Below are 22,152 nucleotides of genomic sequence, written 5' to 3' on the forward strand. Positions count from 1 at the left end.
GTTATTCATCTTACTAAATTAAAAAGCGGACTTTCTCCGCTTTTTTTTTGCACTAAATTTCTTTATTATCCGTTTAAATACTTCCCACAAACGCATAAGGTTAATAAATGATCGATTTTATAGATATTTTAACCCATGGAAGACGTTTACAAGGTGCTGTTAAGGAATTAAGCATTGAAGAACTTGAAAGTGTGCAAGAAAAATTAGCAAACATTGTTAATAAGCGTAAAGAAAAAGCACTTGAAGAAGAAAGAGCTGAAATTGAAAAACGTGAAAAGCTAGCGGCAATTCAAAAACAAATGGAAGAAGCAGGCTTAAATGTAGAAGATTTGCAAGCCTTAACTCAGGACGCACCAAAGAAAACCGGCAAGAAACGCCCGGTAAAATTTGAACTGACAGACAGTGAAGGTGTCACCCACCCTTGGACTGGCATTGGACGCATGCCTCGCGTTTATAAAGATGCCCTTGATAGCGGAAAATCTCTAGACGATTTCGCTATCGAAAAGTAAAAAATTTAACGGCATATCAGGCCATCTAATCAGGCTCTGGTATGCCACTTTTACTTCACTTCCCCCTTGCCTTTTAAGGTATATGCCCCACATTAATGTCGTGGTTTTTTATTTAAAGGTGCTATGTGAACCTGCATTATAATTTATCAGAAGCGTCCTCGTCTTCTCCTTGGCTAGTGCTTATTCATGGACTATTTGGCAGTGCTGATAATTTGTCTGTGGTAAAACGTCATTTTGAGAAAACGCACAATATTATTAGTGTTGATTTACCCGATCATGGCCAATCACCATGGAGTGAAGGTTTTAGTATTGTGGATGCAGCGGAAGATGTACTTTCTCTCTTGTCATCGCTAAACGTTCAGCGTGCCGCATTTTTAGGCCATTCGTTGGGTGGCAAGGTAGCTATGCAAATTGCCTTACGAAAACCAGAATGTGTCGCTGCACTTATTGTGGCAGATATAGCACCCTCTGCGTATACGCATAGACATCAATCTGTTTTCGATGGTTTAAACGCGGTTGATTTAGAAAATATTCAATCCCGCGGCGATGCAGACAAAGCTATGTCTAAATTTATTGATGAACCAGGAGTTCGCCAATTTCTTTTAAAAAGTTTATATAAAGATGAGCATAATCATTGGGCTTGGCGTTTTAATTTAGCGGGTTTAATTTCAAGTTATTCACATATTATTGATTGGCCTCAAGACAATCGACAATTTAGCGGGTTAACCTTATTTATAAAGGGTGCAGAGTCAGATTACATCACCGCCGCAAATCGTGATGATATTGCTAAGCATTTTCCTCACGCGAAGGCACATATTATTGAGGGCACGGGGCATTGGTTGCACGCCGAAAAAACCGCCGCCTTTAATGCCGTGGTCTCCCGCACACTCAATAAGGCAGAACGCCTCTAGCGTCACTGCAGATGCGAATAACAATTATTACCAGATTTTGACCCATTGGGTCTCTGCTCGGCGTATATACTGTGATATAGTTGCGCCAGATTTTTTAAAGTAAAAACACTATGCTTGCAGAAAACTTTGAGCTTATAGAGTCCATAATGCTGTACGGCGGCTTATTTGTACTGTTTGTACTGATGACATTCGCTGTCCACGATGTATTAACAAAAAATAACGTGCCCCTTATCGGTCGCGTTGTAACCTACGGTGTGCTCGGGCTCGGTGCAATTGGCTTTTTAGCCAAAGGCATCATTGAATGGTTCTGGTTAAGCACAGGCGTATAAATAGTAACGATTAATAGAGGTTTGATATGGCAAGCGTTGGCCTGTTTTTCGGTAGCGACACGGGTAACACCGAACATGTAGCAAAAATGATCCAAAAGGAATTGGGTAAACAGCTCATTGATGTAAAAGATATTGCCAAAAGTAGCAAAGAAGATATTGCCGAATTCGATCTGTTGATTTTCGGTATTCCCACTTGGTACTACGGCGAAGCGCAATGTGACTGGGACGACTTTTTCCCAGAATTAGAAGACATCGACTTTACCGATAAGCTAGTGGCCATCTTCGGCTGCGGTGACCAAGAAGATTACGCTGAGTATTTCTTGGACGCAATGGGTATGGTACGTGACATCGTTGAAGCTAAAGGGGCTATATTAGTGGGTCAGTGGTCTACTGACGGCTACGATTTTGAAGCCTCTAAAGGGATGGCAGATGACAATCACTTTGTCGGTTTGGGTATTGACGAAGACAGACAACCTGAGTTGACTGAATCACGTGTTAAAGCATGGTGTCAGCAAATTCACGATGAGCTTTGTTTATCTGAACTAGCCTGAGGGCCTCAAAGGGTCTCTTAAAACTAACGCGCCTCTAGCACGATGAGGCGCTCGTTTTCTCTTTTATAATTGAAACCGCTCCACGGCTTTCCGTAAGCTTTCGGTTTGCGCATCCAATAACATTGTAGATTCATTCGCCTGACGGGTGCTAGTTGCACTAGAGTCGGCTAAACTGACGATGGTATTAAGGCTTTGTGCCACATCGGCCAGTAAAACATCCTGTTGTTGCGTGTCGGCCACAATATGCTCATTAATGTCATGTAATCCAGCAATTATCTCCCGTATTTCTGCCATTTGCGACGCCACCTGCTCTGTAATTTCAACGCCTTCCCGGGCTTGCTCGCGACCATCACGAATGGCCGTTACCGCTTCACTCGCATCTTTTTGCAAATTCCGGATCATGGCTTCAATTTCTTCAGTCGAGTCATGGGTTCTATTGGCCAAGGTTCTTACCTCATCTGCCACCACCGCAAAGCCTCTTCCTTGCTCTCCTGCTCTCGCAGCTTCAATAGCGGCATTCAAAGCTAGCAAGTTTGTTTGCTCTGCAATGGTCTTGATAACGTCTAAAATGCTACCTATGTTGCGGGAGTTTTCATCGAGGCGGTTAATGGTTTTGGCCGATGCTTCAGCCAGTTTCGCTTGGTGAAGCACTTGACGTTTATTCTCGTCCACAAGCTTACCGATGTCGCCACTTTGTTCACTCACCCGATGCAGTGATTCCATGGCTTGGGTAATTTGAGCTAAATTACTTCGACTTGTGTCTTGAACGTGTTGCGTATTAGTAGAGGTGGCTGTGACATGTTCACGTTGGGCATTCACCTCTGTTAAACTTTTCTCACCTAAGGCCACACTGTCTTTGGTAATTTCGATTAAACGCTTTTCTTGTTCAAGGATATTGCCAACAAGGGCTCTCAAACCATCGGTTAAACTATTCACTTTTGCCGAAAGCGCGGCAAATTCATCACTGCCATTTTCCGGCAATTTGTGACTTAGGTCTCCCTTACTCAATTGACTTAAGCCACGATTAATACGCCCAAGGGGACGGGAAATACTGCGGGTAGACACAACAGCCAGCGCAATAGCACCAAACAAACCAATAATGGCCACCACAACATTTTTAAGTAAATTAATCTCTACTGTATCTGCAATGGCTCGCTGCCCCGCTATCGCCTCTGCTTGCACCTTTTCAAATAACGCATTTATTTTTTCCAGCGCTTGGTTGAGTGCATCAATCGCTGCTGAACGTTTAGCAAAAGCAATGTCGATAAACGACAGCTTTTGTTTTTGCAAGGCAATTAAGCCGTCACGACTATTCAGCAAAGTTAGTAGGCTATCAAATTGCGAATTAAAGGCTTCAACCGTGCCCCCATCGTCTACATCAGCAGCCAAACGATTGATATACTCCTTGTCCACTTGCAAGTTGCTTATCTGGTAGCTTAAGTCATCAATAATATTCTGTGTTGCTTGAGAATCGGTGTTTTCGGTTAATTCACTAAAGGTATCGTTCATGGTCAGCAGCTTGTTGTCGATAGCAGTGCCTGCCCCTATAAGGGTTTCTACCACGGGGACATCGCTTTCTAAATAAGACAAATCAAGCATGAGTGCACTGGCCTCATCCGCTGCTCGTAAGACCTCTTCAAGTTTAGCCTCCAGCGCTATTTCAGTGCTCATACGCGATGCTAATGCTTGGTACATTTGCTTGCTATTCTCTACATACAAATTGCTCGCCTGTACCGCGTCGTTAACAAGAGGGGTATTGGATAAAGACTGACTAAGCGCGTTAAGGTCTTCTACGAACAGCACAGACAATGAAGAGAACTCTTTTTCATTTTCTGCGAGCAAACTGGGGGTGGCTTCATGAAAGCCATTCGCGGTTATCACCGATAAAGACAAAATATCTGTTTTTACTTTTACCATCTGGGTTTGAACTGGCATTTTGCGTTCAACCACATCGTCTGCAGAATGACGGATGTCACTTAAACCCACGTAAGAAAGGATACTTGTGAGAAGTAATAGGCAACCAAATAATCCAAATCCGAGTTTAATCTTATTTACTACTGTTAACTGCATACCGTGTCCGCTATTAAGAAGGTACCTAAACTGAAAATTTTCGTTTACCGTTTCATTTAGTTTAACAGGATGTTAACAGCTTGCATTAAAACTTTGCATTTTTTTGTTGAATTGTTCGGTATAACGGTAACTTACAAACTGGTCTGTCCTGAAAAATGCCGTTCGGAATTTACGCCACAAAGCTAATTAAAAAAACTGATTAAGGTAATTTTTCGCCAACTGGACACAGAAATAACGGTTTTACTTTTAAATCCTTGTGAGTTACCTATAATACCCGCAACAGACAATTGCTCTTTCTCAGTAGGTTGAAATGGATCAAAATAAAGAACTTAAAAAAGCAGGTCTAAAAGTTACCCTGCCACGCCTTAAAATTCTTCAGATACTTCAAGAGCCTGAAAATCAACATATCAGTGCTGAAGATGTCTACAAGATCCTTATTGAGCAAGGAGAAGAAATTGGCTTAGCGACCGTGTACCGCGTACTAAACCAATTCGACGATGCTGGCATCTTAAATCGTCATCATTTTGAAGGCGGCAAGTCTGTTTTCGAAATTAGCCACAAAGAACATCATGATCATCTTGTGTGCCTAAAATGTGGAAAAGTGATTGAATTTGAAGACGATATCATCGAAGAACGTCAAGAAATGATTGCGAAAAAACACAATATTAAGCTAACTCACCACAGTTTGTATTTGTACGGTGAGTGTACAGACGGAAACTGCGACAACGCTGAATAATTTATTTGGTAAATTAAAAAAGGCCCGCGACAATCGCGGGCCTTTTTGTTAGAGGTGGGCATTCAGCCTGTTTTTATGGCCAAGTACCTAGCGTTAAGCAATAAACTTGTAATCGTGATAAGCCTTAATGGCCTTCTGCCACATATCACCCACATTACCATCACCAATCGCCATGCCGTTAACTTCCACCACAGGCGCAATTTCTTTGCTTGATGAAGATAGCCATACTTCATCCGCATTGAGTAAATCATCAATACTAAAACGAGACTCTTCTACTTCAATGCTTGCTCTCGTAAAGGCTTCTAACGCGATACTTCGGGTAATGCCTGGCAATAATTGATTATCCAGTGGAGGCGTATACACAACGTTATTTTTCACGATAAATACGTTGCACGAGCTGGCTTCCGTAATTTCACCCGCACTATTGTGCAATATCGTTTCATTCACCCCCTGCTCTACACCTGTTTGGAAATGCAATACATTCCCTAACAGCGAGGTTGACTTTATATGGCAGCGTTGCCAACGTTTGTCTTCCTCGAGTGCCACTTTAAATGCTTTAACGTCGTGTTTATTGAGGGGCTGCGCTGGCGCAATTTCAAATGCAAAACCAAATACTGTTGGGGCAATATTGTCTGGAAATGCGTGAAAGCGCTTGCTGTCTGTTCCTCTGCTTACATGAAAGTAAATACCTATGTTGCCACTAGGAATATAAGGGCTATTTTTCTCCACTAAGGTCGCTAGAATGTCCCGCCATTGCGTTTCGTCATAAGGATTGGTAATGGAAATAGCAGATAAGCCACTTTTCAATCTGGCCATATGCCCTTTCATGCCCACGGGTTTAGCTTGGTAAGTAGGGATCACTTCGTAAATACCATCACCAAATAAAAAACCTCTGTCCATGGGCGAAATTTTTGCTTCAGACAGCGGTAGAAAATCACCATTTAGAAAAGCGATGGTCATTGAATGTCTCCTGATAAACGAAGGCGTTTTTGCCATTGTAAAAGAAAGCGGGCGCGAGCGTTGTCGCTATGTTCACGAACAAAGCTTACGCATTCTCCAGGCACAGCTTGTGCCAGTTTAGTTAAGTCATTAGGGGTAACACTGCCAATTTTGGGATAGCCCCCGAGTGTTTGCCTATCTTTCATCATAACGATAGGCTGGCCATCTTTAGGTATCTGAATGGCGCCTAAATGTATCCCCTCTGAGTACATACTGTCTTGTGTACTTTGTACCGGCGTACCAGATAAACGGTATCCCATACGGCTTATATCAGACGTTACCTTGTAGTCACTAGTGAAAAAAACCTGCTTAGCCACACCACTGAAACTATCGCTTTGATAGCCCTCTACTACCCGTAGGGGCTCGGTTAAATCATAACTCGGCCAGTATTTCTCAGGCAACGAACGAGAACGAAATACACGGGAAGTATCATTGTTCACTGTGATCTCTAATCCATCACCTATCTGAAGCGGCTTTCCATTGTTATGTAGTCCGCCAATGTGTTCTCGGGTGACCGTACACGCACTACCTAAATGCCTTGGCACCTGCCATAGGCCTGCCACCGCTAAGTAAGTTCGGCTACCCAACGTTTCGCTACGCAGGCTAATCTCATCCCCCTCTTTAACCCTGTAGCTCGTATAGGGGGACTTTTGCTGTTGATTAATATAAAGCACAGCATCTCGACCAGTGGCGGCAATGGTGCCATGCAATGCACATATTAAGGCTAGCTCTCCCACAATCTCGATACATGGAGTACCATGGGGGTTTGACACCAAAAAATTAGCCCACCAATATGCCTCTTCGTCCATGGCACCAGACTGGCAATACCCTTGATGCTGATGACCTTTTCTTCCCTCATCAACGAGAAGGCTTTGCATACCATTTTGTGTGATTTTAAGATGCATTACGCGCTCTAAACTCTTGCTCTGATATGGGTTCAAATTTCACACTATCGCCTACGGCTAAAAAGCTCGCGTGATTGTGACTGTCGACTAAAAGGTCTGGACATAAACCTAGCAGGTGCCAGCCGCCGGGCGATTCAGATGGGTAAACCGCGGTTTGGTTATCTGCAATGGCAACAGCGCCCTTGGGCACTCGCTTTCGCGGCGTAGACAAACGGGGACAATGTAACTGTGGCGGCGTATCCGCCATATAAGCAAAGCCGGGCGCAAATCCAACCGCATAAACTTTGTATATCGTTTCCCCATGCATTTGCACTATGCTGTCTTCGGTTAGTCCTGTGGTTTGAGCCACCCGTGCCAAGTCGTTTGCGCCTTCGGCGCCATACCAAACCGACAACACCTTAATATCCTGTTGTTTTTCCAGCGATACGTCCTGCGTAGCCAAAGTAGATAACGCCATATACACACCGTGACTATCAATAGTAAAAGGGTCAAATACCAGCATAAGCGAGTCGTAAGCCGGCACACACTCTACTATCCATGAAAACCCGCGTTTTTCACGGGTTAACGCATGCACCCACTGCTGACAATATGCGTTTGCCTCGTCGAGCTTTTCACCCTTAAAATAAATCATCAGTGCGTCTATCCCAACAGGAACAATCCGTTGTATGGTTCCAAAGGGTTGCATCACCTGTTTCATGGCTACTATTATTCCTACTTAATAAGGTTAAAATGTGGCGTTCGTGAGGAGTTTTCGGGAAAAAAGCTAGCGAAAAAGGGGGAATTATCCACTCTGCTTAACCTGTAAAGCTTTTATTTGCCTAGCAATGACCACCGCCCCCGGTGTATCACCATGCACACACAGTGAATCTGCATTTAATAATAAGGAGCGGTTAGACACCGAGGTTACCCTTCCCTCGCTTAATAATTGCTTTGCTTGGTTTAATGCTTCTTGCTCACTCAATACAGCGCCAGGTTCCTGTCGAGATTTCAAAAAGCCGTCGTCGGTATATTGTCTATCTGCAAACGCTTCAAAACGTAACCTTATACCAAACTCATCAGCGACGGTCTGACGGGAGAAATTATCTGGGGTAGCCTGAATCATTAACGCTAGTGGCACGTTTTTAGACACCCCCGAGACGGCTTCCATGACGCTGCGCAATATTGATGTGTTTTGCATCATATCGTTGTAAAGGGCTCCGTGGGGCTTAACGTAAGTTACCTGTGCCCCTACTACCTCCGCCATGCCTAGTAGCGCGCATACCTGATATTGAACGCACGCCACAAGCTCGTCGCTTGCCATGGCTAAGCTACGACGACCAAAGCCTTGTAGATCGGGGTACGAGGGATGCGCCCCAATTTCCACACCATGTTGTTTTGCGAGGGTTAGCGCTTGTTTCATCACTATAGGATCGCCCGCATGAAACCCACAGGCCACATTGGCTTGATCAATAATAGACATAATCTCGTCGTCTACTGGCATTGTCCAAGCCCCGAAACTTTCACCTAAATCGCAATTTAACTTCATAATGGTTTAGCTCTTACCCTCAATCCGATATCATGTTACCTGTTCTTGTAAAAACAGTCAGTCTTAATGATTACTATCGGAAAAATTAATACATTACGCGTTATCGCGGAATACCCCTTCGGCTACGCGTTAGCGCCACTGGTCGATTCACAAGATTACGATGATGAAAATGACCTACCTACGGTCACACTCTCTCGCGATCATGTTGAAACGCCCCTTACCCTAGAGCAAACCTTAGACGTATTTGTTGCCACAGATCAACAAGGTGAACTGTACGCCTCGATCACTGTACCTCACATACAGGTAGGTGAAACAAAGGTGTTGAAGGCCGTATCTGCTACTCACTTCGGCGCCTTCTTTGATTGGGGGTTAGAGAACGATCTCCTCATTCCTAACGACTATCAAGACACGCCGATTAATCCAGGTATGCATTACGTTGTGCATAGTTTCTTTGACGAAAAAACAAACCGGATTTTGGGCGCTACTCGCCTTCATTACTTCTTGAAGGAAGGCAGTGCCTACCTAAATGAAGGGGATGAAGTGGCGTGTTTAGTGTACGCGAAGTCAGATTTAGGCTTTAAAGTGGTTATTTGTGAAAAAGCACTGGGTCTCATTTTTCATAGCGACGCCTTTAAACCGCTAAAAGTGGGGCAAAAAACCACTGGCGTTATTAAACACATACGTGAAGACGGTAAAATAGATGTGTCTTTACAACGCCAAGATAAAACCGGTCGAGATACGCTTCAACAAGCCATTCTTGATGATCTGCATGCCCATGGTGGCATTTCTACATTAACGGACAAAAGCGCCCCTGACGCCATTTATCAGCACTTTAATGTGAGTAAAGCGGCTTACAAAAAAGCACTAGGCGCCTTATACAAGCAGAAGAAAATCACCATCAACCCAGATGCCATCAGGCTCGTAAAATAAGGAGCACAATAAAGTATGAAAGCAAACGTTTCTTGAGATAAAGACCTGACCTTTACGGGAACCACAGAAAGCGGCTACAAAACGGTTATGGACGGCAGCGGTGATGCCATTTCACCCATGGAATCGGTTTTGTTATCGGTAGGCGCTTGTTCAAGCATCGATGTGGTGGATATTTTAAAGAAAGGGCGTCATCAAATTGATGGATGTCAGTGCGAACTTAATGCAGAACGCGCAGAAAACCCTCCAAAGGTGTTCGAAAAGATTCACGCTCATTACACGGTAACGGGCAGCGGATTAACGGACAAGAGTGTGGCACGCGCCGTACAACTGTCGGCAGAAAAATATTGCTCTGTTATGCTGATGCTAAAAGGCAACGTAGCCATAACAACCAGTTACTCCCTTGAAGAAGCTGCGCAGTAAATGGGTTTAAGCGGGTGATGCGCACAAGCACGTTGCCACCCGCTTTCCACACAAAGCATGAGTTTAGCTTCGTGAAGTTAGATATTCACGCACAGCACTCGCATCACGCTCAACAGCGAAATCGATAAGGCTGATACCATTACAGGTTAAACCATCTTCTGACGTGACAAGGCGTAAAACTTCACGTTGGCTTGCACCAATACGACCTACATTACGCGAAAGGCTAGAACGCAGTACCTTCACATCATCCAATACAATCGCTTTGCAAAATCCAGCAAATTGCGTGTCGCCCACAAAGCGTACGTCTTTTTGTGGTCCAGCAGCAACAGCGTTAAATGCAAACGAAAGTGCAGCAGTAGCAGCAAGTGTCTTTAACAGTTTCATCATTAATTCCTCAAATAAGTTGGCAAACTCGGTAACGCAATGTGTCGCGACCCCTTTGCAGGTTGTCGCTGATTGCCCTTTATTTATGAACTAATTCTTAAAAATGTTCTGTTGAAAGATTGTGTTAGGAAGGTAAATTATCGGTAAATCAGAATGTTACGTAAACATTAACAATTTATATGGTTGATTTTTAAAGCATTCTTGAAATCTTATATTTCTAACCAGAATAAAAAATACTTTTTAGTGTCAATTTAATCTAATACTTTGGTCGTAAAAAGGGGCTAGGCGCCCCTTATATAATGAAAGTTTTACAAAATTTAGTACTAAAATCCGCTTTAATCATGAAAAGTCGTTAATTTTGTTGTAATAAAACTACATTTTATACGTATTTCCTTGCGCGCTTAGTAGAAATAGTATCGATATAAGCGTGCCACGAGGCATACCCGATAATGGGCATCAACACAATAAAGCCGATAAACCCAGTAACGTATCCAATCGCCACAGCACTAAAAATAATACTGCCCCAAATTACCATAGGTACTTTGTTCACCCACACTGCGTTAACTGACGTCAATAACGCCGTAGCAAGATCCACTTTTCGCTCCATCAGAATAGGTTGCGTAAAGGCGGTGATAAATAGCATTGCTAACGTAAACACGCCCCCGGCAATCGTACCAAGCACGAGGAAAGGCATCAGGCTTTCAATAGTGGTTTCCGTGTATGAGGGGTAAAGCGCGTGAATAAGGGAGGCAACCCTAAGCCAAAATATCATCATCACCATCAATAACACGCCAAATCCCCATTCGTTAACTGCGTTTCTGCGCATGGCTCGAAGGGAATGTCGAAATGAAGGCTTATGTCCCTTTTCCAGCTCCCAGCTAACGTCATATAACCCCGCAGCTAAGAAAGGACCTACAAGCATAAAACAAACAATGGCAGGAAGAATGACCAGGTGCCAACCTGTCATCTCAACTAAATACATAATAAACCAAGGTATAACAGCGAAGATAACGCCGTAAATGGCAGTGATGACTGGGGTTCTTAAAGCATCCTGTACTGCTAACGAGAGCCATTTAATAGGATCGCCTACATCGAGTTCTTTGCACGGAATGACCCGCGCAATGCCACTTTGCGTTATCGCATTTTCTGGAGCTTGTTTAAAAGGGTGCGACATAGTTTAGTAACCTCTGCTTGTAAAATTTTTCATTTATAGGGCGTTACACGGCATACGCCTTACTATTACGATAGGCATAGATTTAAAAGTTCACAAATTATTAACAGGAATTTTATTATTTTTTTAAATAAGTGAAAAAAGAGGAGGTTCTGCACACGAAGGTAAATGAATGAATTGCCGCTAAGGTTGAAATAATTTTGCGTAAAAAGGGCTATTCCGCCACCCGCATTGCGCCATGCAGGTGATAATTTAACCAAGTCGATAAAAAAATGGTTTTAAGGTTAAATAAGCTTTAGCAACCCAACCTAGTTTGCGATACTCTCACGGTATGTAAATCAACCATATAGACCATGAAAACTGTATCACGCTCACATAAATTAGATAACGTTTGTTATGACATTCGCGGCCCTATCGCAGCGCAAGCGCGAAAAATGGAAGACGAAGGCCACCGTATTTTAAAACTGAACATTGGCAACCCTGCCCCGTTTGGTTTTGAAGCGCCAGATGACATTGTTAAAGACGTTATCCATAATCTCCCTACGGCTCAAGGTTATTCAGATTCAACAGGGATTTATGCCGCCCGTGTAGCCGTGATGCAGTACTATCAGCAGCGTAATATTAAAGACATTCGTGTGGATGATGTTTACATTGGAAACGGTGTGAGCGAAATGATCATGATGGCTATGCAGGCACTGTTAAACCATGGTGATGAGGTGCTGATCCCCAGTCCAGACTACCCACTTTGGACCGCTGCGGTCAGCTTGTCTTCTGGCTCACCTGTGCATTACCGCTGTGATGAACAAGCAGGATGGTTTCCAGATTTAGACGATATAAAAAGTAAGATTACCAGTAAAACCCGCGCCATTGTGCTTATTAACCCGAATAACCCTACCGGTGCGGTTTACAGTAAAGCCTTACTGCAAGATGTGGTAAATCTCGCCCGCGAGCATGGCTTAGTTGTCTTCAGTGACGAAATATACGACAAAATTCTTTACGACGACGCTGAGCACACCTGTATTGCCTCATTAGCTGACGATGTTTTCTTCGTGACCTTCGGCGGGTTATCTAAAAATTATCGGGTGGCAGGTTTCCGGTCTGGGTGGCTCGTGGTCAGTGGAAATAAAAGATTGGCGCACGATTATATTGAAGGGTTAAATATCCTGTCGTCGATGCGAATGTGTGCCAACGTTCCCTGTCAAAGTGCGATTCAAACCGCCTTGGGTGGCTATCAAAGTATTAATGACTTAGTGAAAGAGAATGGACGTTTACGTATACAACGCGATGTTGCTGCAGATATGTTAAACGGCATTGAAGGTATTCACTGTGTTAAACCCAAAGGGGCAATGTATTGTTTTGCTCGGGTAGACGAGAAGAAATTCAACATTCACAATGATGAACAGATGATACTCGACCTATTGAGTGAAGAAAAAATCTTACTGGTTCACGGCCGCGCATTTAACTTAACCGAAGGCGTTTACTTTAGACTAGTGTTCTTGCCCCACAGCGACGTGCTAGTACCAGCGCTACATAAAATTGGCAATTTCTTCCGCCATTATCAGCAAGGAGCATAAGGTGTCTGACCGAAGTCATTTTTTCGCGCATTTGGCACGCTTAAAGCTAATCAATAGATGGCCGCTTATGCATAATGTGCGTACTGAGAATGTACAAGAGCATAGTTTGCAGGTTGCCATGGTGGCTCACGCGTTGGCCCTTATTAAAAACAAGTTCTTTAATGGCACGTTAAACCCCGACCGTATTGCCACTATTGCTATGTTCCATGATGTATCTGAAGTCTTAACCGGCGACCTCCCTACGCCCGTTAAATACTTTAATCCGGCAATCAAAGAAGAATACAAAAAGATTGAAAAAATTGCCGAAAACAAACTTATCGAAATGGCACCGGAAGCTTTTCGTGAGGATTACGCCGCGCTAATAGACCATCATTACCATAGCGAAGAAGATGCTTTTATTGTTAAAGCAGCAGATGTGCTTTGTGCTTATCTAAAAACCCTCGAAGAATTAGCTTCTGGTAATCAAGAATTCAAACTTGCCAAAAAACGCTTAGATAATATTTTAAAAGAGTATCAGTCTGAAGAAGTTGATTACTTTCTTACCCGTTACGTACCTAGCTTCTCGCTTAGTTTAGATGAGATCACGCAAGACGAAATGTAGTAAAAGGAAACCACTGTGACAGCAAAGGTGTGGGAAAACGAGTTGCAAGCGCGGCGTTTGCCCCGTAGTGCAAGCCGTGATGGTGACCATAGGAATGCATACCAGCGAGACAAAGCGCGAGTGCTTCACAGCGCTGCGTTTCGACGCCTACAGGCCAAAACTCAGGTATTAGGGGTTGGCCTGAGCGATTTCTATCGTACTCGCCTTACCCATTCCTTAGAAGCTGCTCAAATTGGAACCGGCATTACCGCTCAATTATGTGGTAAGTTTCCCGACATTGCAGACACCCTTGCCATTGATGCTAACTTAATAGAAACCCTTTGTTTAGCCCACGATATTGGCCACCCCCCCTTTGGCCACGGTGGCGAAGTTGCGCTGCATTACATGATGTACGAACATGGAGGCTTCGAAGGCAATGGCCAAACCTTTAGAATTATCACCCAATTAGAGCCTTACACTGCAGAGCACGGCATGAATTTGTGCAGACGCAGCATATTGGGCTTGGTTAAATACCCTAATTTCATTGATACCCTAACGAATGCCACTACCTACAAAAAGCGGCCTTCATCATTACGCCAAGTAAAAGCAGACGACTGGCACCCACCTAAGGGGCTTTTTCGTTGCGACGAGCCGTTGTTCGATTGGCTGCTTGCCCCTTTCAGTGAGGCAGATAAAGACACCTTTATGAAGGTGAACGTCCACACGCATAAACATAAGAAAACACGCTTTAAATCATTCGACTGTTCAATTATGGAATTGGCGGACGACATTGCATACGGCATTCATGATTTAGAAGACGCCATTGTGATGGGCATGGTGAATAAACAAGATTTCACCCATATGGTATCTGTACCATTAGCCAATTTAGCCATCAAGGGGCTATCAGATATTCTACCTGCGCTCACAGATAAACTGTTTAGTTCACTGCACCACGAGCGTAAAAATGCAATTGGGGCATTGGTGAACAGCTTTATTACCGCCATTGAAATTATGCAGGTAGAGGGGTTCGAGCACCCGTTATTGGCGTATAACGCCAAAATGCCCGATAAGCACCACGAAGCATTAGAGCTGTTTAAGCAATTTGTTCTGAAAAAGGTGATACGACGCCCTGATGTACAGTTATTGGAATACAAAGGCCAATTGGTTGTGATGGAGCTGTTTGAAGCCTTCAGCTCCGATCCTGAAAGATTGCTTCCAGAAAACACCCAAGAACGCTGGTTGAAGGCACAAGACACAGGCAATGGCATGAGAGTCCTCTCAGACTACATTTCAGGCATGACCGACGAATTTGCATCGCGACTGCATGGTACCCTATTCTCACCGAAGCAAGGCGGCGTACAGGATAACTTCCACGTGTAATAGTTTCCAACCAGGAGACCCGCCCCCAATAATCGAGGTTTGAGATAGCCCCCTTGTTCCTGTTGACTTTACGACGCCTGTTTATTGTCTAAGTATTGGAGGGGGTCATCATTTACGTCCAACCCCTTCACCGATAATGATTGTATACACAATGAAAACAACTCGGATTGCGTGGCAATATCTAATTTTTGATAGATATTTTTGCGATGAATTTTCACCGTACTTAAAGAAATATTGAGTTTACTCGCCAGCGATTTCGAAGAGTGACCATGTAGAATACATTTCACCACCTCTTGCTCTCTTTTGGTGAGAATCGACTTGCCGAAGGCATCAAAAAACGAATTATAATGTGGAGGCTTAGTGTTGCTGACAGACTCAGACGCCTGTTGGTATTCCTGCTCCCAATGCGCTTCGATAAGTTGGGTGATCATAGGGGAAATAGCGATAAGATCGGCTTTATCTTGTTGCGAAAAATGCCCACCTAGTTTATTCAGATAAAAATCGACGTAACAATTATTGATGTTAACAATAAAATCGTATTCATCGGTAATACCAATAGGCTTAACAAAGGATTTATAGTACTTACTTTCGTGAAAGCAGTCAGGCTCAATATCTTTAAAGTGGTAAAGCCCTGTCTCTACCCCGTTTGATAAAAAGCTGTAATGAGGATCAAGTAAATACATGCCGTCAAGGTAGCGATCTAGGTATCGGCTGTATTCCTTTGGGAGCTTCCCTTCAAATACATTCGTCACCTTATTCCCATCGTAAAATATCACACCCGTGCAATCTATATGAATAATTTGCGACAAGGTTGAAGATAAAAACTCAAAGAAATGTGCTTTTCCTACTTCGCGGGTTAATCGTGCCAGCGAAGCGTACCAACCTTTACTATGGGGGCGTACCATCAATATTTACTGTGTGGAATCTTAACTACCGTCAACACTAACTAAAATACGACGAAGAGTAAAATACCTTTCGTCGTCTGAAGCTTTTAAACTGCGCTAACTTACTTGTTGAGATATCAGTCAAACCCTATCAGTGCGCAACCCTCTCACCCACTAAGCGCGCCTTACTTTTCATTGAGGCGATATAGACCACGAATGAAAATATAAAGGTAGGCAGGGTAACCCCGAACATATTATTCGGTATATTGACTAACCATAACGAGAAGAGAAAGCCCCCTAACCATGTCAATACCGCCAAGAGATTTACGCCCTTTTGGTACCAATAACGGCCTCCCTTTCCTAGCAGAATGTCTTGGTGGTAACTCGCCTTTTTAAGCCAGTAATAGTCAGCAATCATGATGGCGAACACAGGCACAAATAAGGCGCCAATCAGCGTTAAAAATTCAGTAAATTTATCGAGCATGGCTAGCCAACTCGAGCCTGCTACAGAAATAGCGCCTATTACCAGTGCCACTTTCATAAACGACCATTTTTTATTTGGCGTCAAATTTATCACTGACGATACCATGCCATACACCACCATAGTGTTGGTCGCTATAACCGACAGAAAAATAGCCATTGCAAGCGGTATTCCGAATGCGTTAACTATTTCTATAGGATCGAAGCCATTCACTGCATTTCCTTGTAGCGTGAGGTAACCCATCAGCGTTGCACCTAGGCTCATTGACAGTACAGTAGAAATAACATACCCAATACCGGAACCAAGTACACCGGCCTTTTGAGTCTTTGCTAAGCGATTAAACTCAGCCGACAGTACTGTCCATGATATTGCTGTAGCGATGACCACGTCTAACACTCCGACCTCGTTCCACCCTAAACTGGCGTTTATTGGCAGTGCCTCAAACTGCGCGAGAGAGAAGTTAGAAAATGCAATAAAAAAGACATAGGCAATAATTGCCAGTATGACGAATGCGAGCCAAGGCTCTACCCTTGCAATCCCTGCATGACCAAAAATAGCAAGGCCTACCACTAACAGTTGGCACAAGACTGAGAACAAAACGGGATTAGAAAAACCAAACAGCTGCGCTGACAGAAAATTAACAGTCACCCCAGCTAAGATGGCTTGAACCCAACTCCACCCCATTAGAATGATGACGTTAGCCATGGAGGTGGCATAAGCGCCACGCAGCCCGAAAGCCCCCTTGGTGAGCCCCATCGTCGACAAGCCAGTACGCGTCCCCATATTGCCTACAAGGACTAAAACACTGGCCCCAATGACGGTGCCGATAATGATGAGTGAAAGTGCAATATGCCAAGCTACACCAGGTACGAACAGCGTACCTGTGAGCAAGGTGGTCACCACCAAATTAGCTGCTAGCCAAATCATACCAATTCGATAAGACGACAATGTGCCTTTGACCGGCCCGTATCCATCGGATTCAGCCTGTTCGTTATACCCACATTTCGTTAATGACAAATGTACCTGTGACATTATTTATTCCTTAACTGAAATGCTTAAAACGTGTATTTATAATCAATACCGTAGGTGCGTGGGGCGCCACGAAAGAAGAATAATCCATTCCAATCGGCGACTAAATCAACAGAATAAGTAACATATTCTTTATCTGTTAAGTTTTTCACGTAAAGCCCTACTTTGTGACTCTCATCACCAAACGTAACGTTTACGCGTGCGTTATGAATGCTATAGGCAGGTTGTGCCAAACGGTCATCATTAAAGGGTTCAAAATACTGCTTCGAAATATAACTGCCGTCATAATGCAATTGCACCCACAAATTGTCACTTTCCCATAGATCGTAATCGAGCATCAGGTTCACATTGACTTCAGGGGAAGAAGGTAACGTATTGCCCGACAAATCAACGCCCGCATACCGCATACTTACGTATTCGGCGTCTAAAAGCCCTACGCCCGCGTTTATCGTTAGTTTGTTAGTCGCTTGGGTTGTCAGTTGAAGCTCGGCCCCCTGTATTTCCGACTCGCCAGCGTTTAACAGATACTGAAGACCCGCATCAAATATTAAAAATTGTTGGTTTTCATAGTTATAGTGGAACACAGCGCCGTTTAGGCGAGTTCTGCCGTTTTGGAGTGTGGATTTGAACCCGAATTCCCACGCTGATAACTCTTCAGGCTCTACGGAAGTAAACTCTTCTGGGGCAAAGGCAAAGCCATTAAACGCGCTTCCTCGATATCCTGTGCTATAGGCGCCGTAAACCAACAAATTATCCGCTATTTTCCAATCTACCCCTAATTTTCCTGAGGTATTGGCATCATCAATTTCATCACTTTCGTTATCTAGGCCTAAACTTCCTAATATGGGGCCATCACTTTCCTGGTAATAGCTATTCTCTGCTTCTCCATACCAAGAAGAATAGTTATCTATTTCTATGGTGTCTCTCGTGTGCCTTAATCCAAAGGTTAATGAGACCGCCTTGGTAACATCAAAAGTACTGTGAAGATAAATGGCTTTGGTACTGCGTGACTGTTCGTAGCTATTTGCGTAATAGCACCCATAAAAAAAGGTATCTTCGCAGTTATTAGACAGAGCCATAATGCCGTCGCCATAATCTGCCAGCCAACGGTATCTTGTTGCGCCATCTGTGGAGTCTGAACTGTAAAAAAGACCGGCAATGAAATTGAAGGCGCCACCGTAACTAGAAGAAACACGAATATCTTGTGTGAATTGATCAGTCTCTGCGAAGAAGTCATCTTCCAACAATTTAAAAGGGCTTCCATCAGCGTCCTCGGGAACAAAATATTCTCCACTATCGAAAGACGTTATCGACGTTAGCGTATAATCCTCTACGGTATAATTTAAGGTGAGATTAACACCGGTTAGATCAAACTCTTTCTCTTCAACTCTGTTTGATTCAGTTTCATGAAATCCAAGGTCTTCGCGTGCATAGCCGGTATACCCTAAACCCACACCCCCGTTTTCACCACCACCGTCTGCTTCTATTAAGAGAATACTAGAATGATTTGCCCTACTTCTACTTTTATGAACACGCAATATGCCATTTAGATTGTCGCCTTCGTACATTAATGAAAAACGCATTGCTTGTTCATCAATTTGGCTAGGATTTTCTACATTATCCAACTTATTTTCTACGAAGCCGTCGTTTTCAGACGAGGTAAATGCTAAACGTGCCCCCCAATTATCAGCTAATTCAGTATCGAAGGCACCACTGACGGTTTTATAGCCAAAATTTCCTACACCGACATCTAAGTAGCCACTAGTACCAAGCATTTGAGGCCGGGTAGTCATAATATTTGCTGCCCCCCCTGTCGTATTTTTCCCATACAAGGTACCTTGTGGACCTAGCAACATCTCAACGCGGTCAATATCAAATAACTGCACACCCGACGCCAAGGGGGTCGCTCCCATGTAGACTTCATCCACATATAACGCAACGGCTCCACTGCCATTAGGGCTATAGTCAGATTGCGTAACTCCTCTCATGCCAAGTACCAGTTGCGCATCACCATTACTGCCCAGCATTTGTACATTAGGCGCTTGAGATACAATCTCTTGGCTATTGCGCATCTTCATGTTGCCCAATTTGTCTGCACCCAGTGCCACAATGCTTACGGGAACACTTTGAATATCTTCAACTTTCTTTTGTGCTGTAACGACTATTTGCTCTAGTTTCAACGATGATTCAGAACCCTGAGAATCTGGCGCAGTAGCCTCAGAAGAAAATGCAGAAAAAGAGATGCTTGCTGCTAAACTCAGCAAGATGGGGTTCAATTTGAACGAACGCATGTGTATTCCCTATATGAATATTTATTATTTTATTTACTATCTAACACCTGTATTTATTCATGAAACTACGTTTTTTATTCAGTTGAAATAGTCCTAAAGAACTATAAGCGTTTCACCTATTCAATTAATGACATGACAGTAAGCGTAAAAATGAAATCTTTCCTTTGAATGGCAGGTCTTATGTAGGGTGAGCAAAATATCTTTTCATGTTGTACGTATTTAAACACATACCCAGAATAAAAAGTTTATTTTTCAGCTTGTTATACGCGGAGTATTTCTATGCCAAAACCTTTTAAACCCTCTGTGAGGCTGACAGATAACGATGTTACTGATGAAAGCCTGTATTTTAATCGCCGAAAACTTCTTAAATCCATGGGGTTTGTCGGTGCATCCACATTGCTAGGCTCGCCTGTCAAGGCTTCTGGCTGGCTATGGGGCGATGATGATGAAGATAACACCGTCACGCCATCGCCGCTCTCCTACAGTCAACCTAAGCAGTACCAAATAGATGAAACAAAGACACCCGAAGAAAAAGTCACCTCATACAACAACTTTTATGAATTTGGCACTGGCAAAGACGATCCCGTTAAAAATGCCGGCGGATTCAACCCTGACCCTTGGACATTGCGTATAGATGGTTTGGTTGAAACACCGACTACGCTTGATCTCGACGCGCTACTTACCCAGTTTCCTCTAGAAGAACGTATTTATCGACTTCGCTGTGTAGAAGCGTGGTCTATGGTAGTCCCTTGGGTTGGCTTTGAACTGGCAAAATTAATTCAACGGGCGAAGCCTCTCGCTTCGGCTAAATATGTGGCGTTTGAAACCCTGTATGACCCAGAACAAATGCCTGGGCAAAAAAATAGGTTTATAGGAGGGGGGATTAACTACCCTTATGTTGAAGGCCTAAGGCTCGATGAAGCCATGCACCCGCTTACACTTATGTCAGTGGGCCTTTACGGAAAAACCCTGCCACCGCAAAACGGAGCCCCCATTCGTTTAGTCGTTCCGTGGAAATACGGATTTAAAAGTATTAAGTCTATTGTGCGCATACGTTTAACAGATAAAATGCCGCCAACTACATGGAATCGATTAGCCGCCAATGAATACGGCTTTTATGCCAATGTTAATCCGCAGGTATCTCATCCACGCTGGAGCCAAGCCAGCGAAAGGCGGATAACTACCGGCGGCCTGTTGTCTCGAAATCGCGTTCCAACGCAGCTATTTAACGGCTACAGCGAGGTTGCTCCCTTGTATAAAGATATGAATTTAACTCGTTATTATTGAAGCACTCATTTAATGAAACCTCGCAGTAAAAAGCCTTGGCGCTTTTCCCATTTTCAAAGACGGGCGCTAAAAGCCGTCATACACCTCATCGCAACCGGCTATTTAGTTGCCCTTTTTTACTTAGGCGTAAATGACCAACTTGGGCCCGACCCAGTAGATGCATTGCTCAACGAAACCGGCATTTGGGCTATACACCTATTATTCGTCACCCTATTATTAAGCCCGCTTGCCAAGCGTCTACCCAGTCCAGAACCGATTAAATTCCGGCGAATGCTAGGCATCTATGTTTTTGTTTATGCTATCGCGCACTTTTTTACTTATGCTTTTTTTGAGCTGCAACTCGATTGGCATTTACTCACCAGTGAATTAGTCAAACGCCCCTATATTGTGGTGGGCATGGTTGCGCTTATCTTGCTTATGGCATTGACGGTAACGTCGTTGTCTGTATTACGAAGAAAGATGGGTAAACAATGGCAACGGCTTCATTACAGTATTTACGCTATTTTACCTTTAGCCTTGCTGCACTTTTCTTGGTCACAAAAAACATTTTGGCAAGCGCCTATTTTCTACTGGCTAATTGGGCTTATTATTATGCGTGGAAGGATAACGCGCACTGCCGCTAAAACAGTGAAACGATTGAAAGCCTATCAGTAAAAATAATACACAATAACGCCATATCTCAGCGTTTTCGTACACGCTACCACACTAAGAAAGAACCAAAACTGTGTTCTGAGCACACCGCCCATCAGGGTTAGGGGATCACCAATAATAGGGACCCAGCAAAGTAACAAGCTCCACTTACCCCATTGTTTAAACATCTGCTGCGCACGTAAAAATGTACGCGGCTTAATACCAAGCCATGACAAGACGAATGTCTCTCCATATCGCCAACCTAAAACATAATTGACGAGCGCCCCCAATACATTGCCCACACTTGCCGCCACCAGCAAGTAGGCCTCATTTGCACCTGTACTGAGTAAAGTCACTAAGACAATTTCTGAACTAAACGGGAGGATGGTAGCGGCCAAAAATGCCGATAAGCACATACCCACATACCCTAAGTTCGCTAAATCAAGCATGCTGTTTGGTCAGTAGCCATAAAACGATAATCCTCCAATTTTACTAAAAAACAAAGAGATAGATAGCGTTAACAGCCCAAGAGCGAAAATAAAAACGACAAGGTGTTTGCTGCTGATTGAAAAAAAC

Annotated in this window: 23 protein-coding genes; 12 read left to right on the forward strand and 11 right to left on the reverse strand. The window is 43.7% G+C overall.

All coding sequences use genetic code 11. The features are described 5' to 3' along the window. The first annotated feature begins 107 nt into the window (after positions 1 to 107). The 4 genes from EP13_RS10670 (at position 108) to fldA (ending at position 2,300) form a co-directional block, all read left to right on the forward strand. Positions 108 to 509, forward strand: a complete 402-nt coding sequence (locus EP13_RS10670) for an H-NS histone family protein (protein WP_044057276.1) — start codon at positions 108 to 110, stop codon at positions 507 to 509. Between the two features lie 125 nt (positions 510 to 634). Next, complete coding sequence (locus tag EP13_RS10675; protein ID WP_044057277.1) at positions 635 to 1,420, forward strand: alpha/beta fold hydrolase; 786 nt, start codon at positions 635 to 637, stop codon at positions 1,418 to 1,420. 110 nt (positions 1,421 to 1,530) lie between these two features. After that, positions 1,531 to 1,749, forward strand: a complete 219-nt coding sequence (locus EP13_RS10680; protein WP_044057278.1) for a DUF2788 domain-containing protein — start codon at positions 1,531 to 1,533, stop codon at positions 1,747 to 1,749. 26 nt (positions 1,750 to 1,775) lie between these two features. Further along, positions 1,776 to 2,300 carry a flavodoxin FldA gene (fldA, locus tag EP13_RS10685; protein WP_044057279.1) on the forward strand — a complete coding sequence of 175 codons (525 nt, stop codon included), beginning with the start codon at positions 1,776 to 1,778 and terminating at the stop codon, positions 2,298 to 2,300. Positions 2,301 to 2,363: 63 nt separating this feature from the next. On the opposite strand, the gene EP13_RS10690 is transcribed toward fldA, so the two are convergent. Then, positions 2,364 to 4,370: a methyl-accepting chemotaxis protein gene (locus tag EP13_RS10690; protein WP_044057280.1), complete on the reverse strand. Its 2,007-nt coding sequence runs from the start codon at positions 4,368 to 4,370 to the stop codon at positions 2,364 to 2,366. Between the two features lie 310 nt (positions 4,371 to 4,680). Here EP13_RS10690 and fur point away from each other — a divergent pair, with 310 nt between their 5' ends. Continuing rightward, a complete protein-coding gene (fur, locus tag EP13_RS10695) occupies positions 4,681 to 5,106 on the forward strand; it encodes a ferric iron uptake transcriptional regulator (protein ID WP_044057281.1) in 426 nt (141 codons plus the stop codon). Between the two features lie 93 nt (positions 5,107 to 5,199). On the opposite strand, the gene EP13_RS10700 is transcribed toward fur, so the two are convergent. From EP13_RS10700 to EP13_RS10715, 4 genes are all read right to left on the reverse strand, one after another. After that, positions 5,200 to 6,066, reverse strand: coding sequence for an aminotransferase class IV (locus EP13_RS10700; RefSeq protein WP_044057282.1), 867 nt, complete (start codon positions 6,064 to 6,066; stop codon positions 5,200 to 5,202). After that, positions 6,063 to 7,010, reverse strand: a complete 948-nt coding sequence (locus EP13_RS10705) for a 5-oxoprolinase subunit C family protein (RefSeq protein ID WP_044057283.1) — start codon at positions 7,008 to 7,010, stop codon at positions 6,063 to 6,065. The genes EP13_RS10700 and EP13_RS10705 overlap by 4 nt, the downstream gene beginning before the upstream one ends. Then, a complete protein-coding gene (gene pxpB / locus EP13_RS10710; protein ID WP_231497853.1) occupies positions 7,000 to 7,707 on the reverse strand; it encodes a 5-oxoprolinase subunit PxpB in 708 nt (235 codons plus the stop codon). Before pxpB ends, EP13_RS10705 begins: the two co-directional genes overlap by 11 nt. Before the next feature lie 84 nt (positions 7,708 to 7,791). Beyond that, positions 7,792 to 8,535, reverse strand: a complete 744-nt coding sequence (locus EP13_RS10715) for a 5-oxoprolinase subunit PxpA (protein ID WP_044057284.1) — start codon at positions 8,533 to 8,535, stop codon at positions 7,792 to 7,794. Between the two features lie 66 nt (positions 8,536 to 8,601). On the opposite strand from EP13_RS10715, the gene EP13_RS10720 reads away from it, so the two are divergent. Next, a complete protein-coding gene (locus EP13_RS10720; protein ID WP_044057285.1) occupies positions 8,602 to 9,465 on the forward strand; it encodes a CvfB family protein in 864 nt (287 codons plus the stop codon). 45 nt (positions 9,466 to 9,510) lie between these two features. Beyond that, on the forward strand, positions 9,511 to 9,885 hold the full coding sequence (locus EP13_RS10725) for an OsmC family protein (RefSeq protein WP_231497956.1): 375 nt from the start codon (positions 9,511 to 9,513) through the stop codon (positions 9,883 to 9,885). 63 nt (positions 9,886 to 9,948) lie between these two features. Here the strand turns inward: EP13_RS10725 and EP13_RS10730 are convergent, their stop codons facing one another. Beyond that, the gene (locus EP13_RS10730; protein ID WP_231401131.1) at positions 9,949 to 10,272 is read right to left on the reverse strand and encodes a DUF3718 domain-containing protein; all 324 of its coding nucleotides are present in this window, start codon (positions 10,270 to 10,272) and stop codon (positions 9,949 to 9,951) included. Positions 10,273 to 10,648: 376 nt separating this feature from the next. Beyond that, the gene (locus EP13_RS10735) at positions 10,649 to 11,443 is read right to left on the reverse strand and encodes a DUF2189 domain-containing protein (RefSeq protein WP_044057286.1); all 795 of its coding nucleotides are present in this window, start codon (positions 11,441 to 11,443) and stop codon (positions 10,649 to 10,651) included. Between the two features lie 350 nt (positions 11,444 to 11,793). Between EP13_RS10735 and EP13_RS10740 the strand changes: the two genes are divergently transcribed. Genes EP13_RS10740 through EP13_RS10750 form a run of 3 tightly spaced genes read left to right on the forward strand, consistent with a single transcriptional unit; the run spans position 11,794 to position 14,974 of the window. Beyond that, entirely contained in the window at positions 11,794 to 13,014 is a 1,221-nt protein-coding gene (locus EP13_RS10740) for a pyridoxal phosphate-dependent aminotransferase (RefSeq protein WP_044057287.1), read from the forward strand. Position 13,015: 1 nt separating this feature from the next. After that, positions 13,016 to 13,615: a 5'-deoxynucleotidase gene (gene yfbR, locus EP13_RS10745; RefSeq protein ID WP_044057288.1), complete on the forward strand. Its 600-nt coding sequence runs from the start codon at positions 13,016 to 13,018 to the stop codon at positions 13,613 to 13,615. Between the two features lie 15 nt (positions 13,616 to 13,630). Beyond that, positions 13,631 to 14,974, forward strand: coding sequence for an anti-phage deoxyguanosine triphosphatase (locus EP13_RS10750; RefSeq protein ID WP_081869492.1), 1,344 nt, complete (start codon positions 13,631 to 13,633; stop codon positions 14,972 to 14,974). Between the two features lie 68 nt (positions 14,975 to 15,042). On the opposite strand, the gene EP13_RS10755 is transcribed toward EP13_RS10750, so the two are convergent. From EP13_RS10755 to EP13_RS10765, 3 genes are all read right to left on the reverse strand, one after another. Beyond that, on the reverse strand, positions 15,043 to 15,879 hold the full coding sequence (locus EP13_RS10755) for a transcriptional regulator (protein ID WP_044057289.1): 837 nt from the start codon (positions 15,877 to 15,879) through the stop codon (positions 15,043 to 15,045). Positions 15,880 to 16,009: 130 nt separating this feature from the next. Further along, a complete protein-coding gene (locus tag EP13_RS10760; protein WP_044057290.1) occupies positions 16,010 to 17,371 on the reverse strand; it encodes a purine-cytosine permease family protein in 1,362 nt (453 codons plus the stop codon). Positions 17,372 to 17,394: 23 nt separating this feature from the next. Continuing rightward, complete coding sequence (locus EP13_RS10765) at positions 17,395 to 19,659, reverse strand: TonB-dependent receptor (protein WP_044057291.1); 2,265 nt, start codon at positions 19,657 to 19,659, stop codon at positions 17,395 to 17,397. A 279-nt stretch (positions 19,660 to 19,938) separates the two neighbouring features. On the opposite strand from EP13_RS10765, the gene msrP reads away from it, so the two are divergent. Both msrP and EP13_RS10775 read left to right on the forward strand, forming a co-directional pair. Further along, a complete protein-coding gene (gene msrP / locus EP13_RS10770) occupies positions 19,939 to 20,946 on the forward strand; it encodes a protein-methionine-sulfoxide reductase catalytic subunit MsrP (protein WP_044057292.1) in 1,008 nt (335 codons plus the stop codon). Positions 20,947 to 20,958: 12 nt separating this feature from the next. Further along, positions 20,959 to 21,600 (forward strand): protein-methionine-sulfoxide reductase heme-binding subunit MsrQ, encoded by a 642-nt coding sequence (locus EP13_RS10775; protein ID WP_044057293.1) that lies wholly within the window; start codon positions 20,959 to 20,961, stop codon positions 21,598 to 21,600. Here EP13_RS10775 and EP13_RS10780 read toward each other — a convergent pair. After that, positions 21,594 to 22,025, reverse strand: a complete 432-nt coding sequence (locus tag EP13_RS10780) for a YqaA family protein (protein ID WP_231401133.1) — start codon at positions 22,023 to 22,025, stop codon at positions 21,594 to 21,596. The genes EP13_RS10775 and EP13_RS10780 overlap by 7 nt on opposite strands. Between the last annotated feature and the right edge of the window lie 127 nt (positions 22,026 to 22,152).

The sequence above is a fragment of the Alteromonas australica genome (assembly GCF_000730385.1).
GTDB lineage: Bacteria > Pseudomonadota > Gammaproteobacteria > Enterobacterales > Alteromonadaceae > Alteromonas > Alteromonas australica.

What these genes read in the sequence shown, in the direction of transcription:
- EP13_RS10765 (WP_044057291.1), bottom strand. Translation starts at nt 19,659, where the DNA reads ATGCGTTCGTTCAAATTGAACCCCATCTTGCTGAGTTTAGCAGCAAGC.
- EP13_RS10705 (WP_044057283.1), bottom strand. Translation starts at nt 7,010, where the DNA reads ATGCATCTTAAAATCACACAAAATGGTATGCAAAGCCTTCTCGTTGAT.
- EP13_RS10780 (WP_231401133.1), bottom strand. Translation starts at nt 22,025, where the DNA reads ATGCTTGATTTAGCGAACTTAGGGTATGTGGGTATGTGCTTATCGGCA.
- EP13_RS10775 (WP_044057293.1), top strand. Translation starts at nt 20,959, where the DNA reads ATGAAACCTCGCAGTAAAAAGCCTTGGCGCTTTTCCCATTTTCAAAGA.
- EP13_RS10720 (WP_044057285.1), top strand. Translation starts at nt 8,602, where the DNA reads ATGATTACTATCGGAAAAATTAATACATTACGCGTTATCGCGGAATAC.
- EP13_RS10730 (WP_231401131.1), bottom strand. Translation starts at nt 10,272, where the DNA reads ATGATGAAACTGTTAAAGACACTTGCTGCTACTGCTGCACTTTCGTTT.
- fur (WP_044057281.1), top strand. Translation starts at nt 4,681, where the DNA reads ATGGATCAAAATAAAGAACTTAAAAAAGCAGGTCTAAAAGTTACCCTG.
- fldA (WP_044057279.1), top strand. Translation starts at nt 1,776, where the DNA reads ATGGCAAGCGTTGGCCTGTTTTTCGGTAGCGACACGGGTAACACCGAA.
- EP13_RS10700 (WP_044057282.1), bottom strand. Translation starts at nt 6,066, where the DNA reads ATGACCATCGCTTTTCTAAATGGTGATTTTCTACCGCTGTCTGAAGCA.
- EP13_RS10755 (WP_044057289.1), bottom strand. Translation starts at nt 15,879, where the DNA reads ATGGTACGCCCCCATAGTAAAGGTTGGTACGCTTCGCTGGCACGATTA.
- EP13_RS10740 (WP_044057287.1), top strand. Translation starts at nt 11,794, where the DNA reads ATGAAAACTGTATCACGCTCACATAAATTAGATAACGTTTGTTATGAC.
- EP13_RS10735 (WP_044057286.1), bottom strand. Translation starts at nt 11,443, where the DNA reads ATGTCGCACCCTTTTAAACAAGCTCCAGAAAATGCGATAACGCAAAGT.
- msrP (WP_044057292.1), top strand. Translation starts at nt 19,939, where the DNA reads ATGCCAAAACCTTTTAAACCCTCTGTGAGGCTGACAGATAACGATGTT.
- EP13_RS10760 (WP_044057290.1), bottom strand. Translation starts at nt 17,371, where the DNA reads ATGTCACAGGTACATTTGTCATTAACGAAATGTGGGTATAACGAACAG.
- pxpB (WP_231497853.1), bottom strand. Translation starts at nt 7,707, where the DNA reads ATGAAACAGGTGATGCAACCCTTTGGAACCATACAACGGATTGTTCCT.
- EP13_RS10715 (WP_044057284.1), bottom strand. Translation starts at nt 8,535, where the DNA reads ATGAAGTTAAATTGCGATTTAGGTGAAAGTTTCGGGGCTTGGACAATG.
- EP13_RS10680 (WP_044057278.1), top strand. Translation starts at nt 1,531, where the DNA reads ATGCTTGCAGAAAACTTTGAGCTTATAGAGTCCATAATGCTGTACGGC.
- EP13_RS10690 (WP_044057280.1), bottom strand. Translation starts at nt 4,370, where the DNA reads ATGCAGTTAACAGTAGTAAATAAGATTAAACTCGGATTTGGATTATTT.
- EP13_RS10670 (WP_044057276.1), top strand. Translation starts at nt 108, where the DNA reads ATGATCGATTTTATAGATATTTTAACCCATGGAAGACGTTTACAAGGT.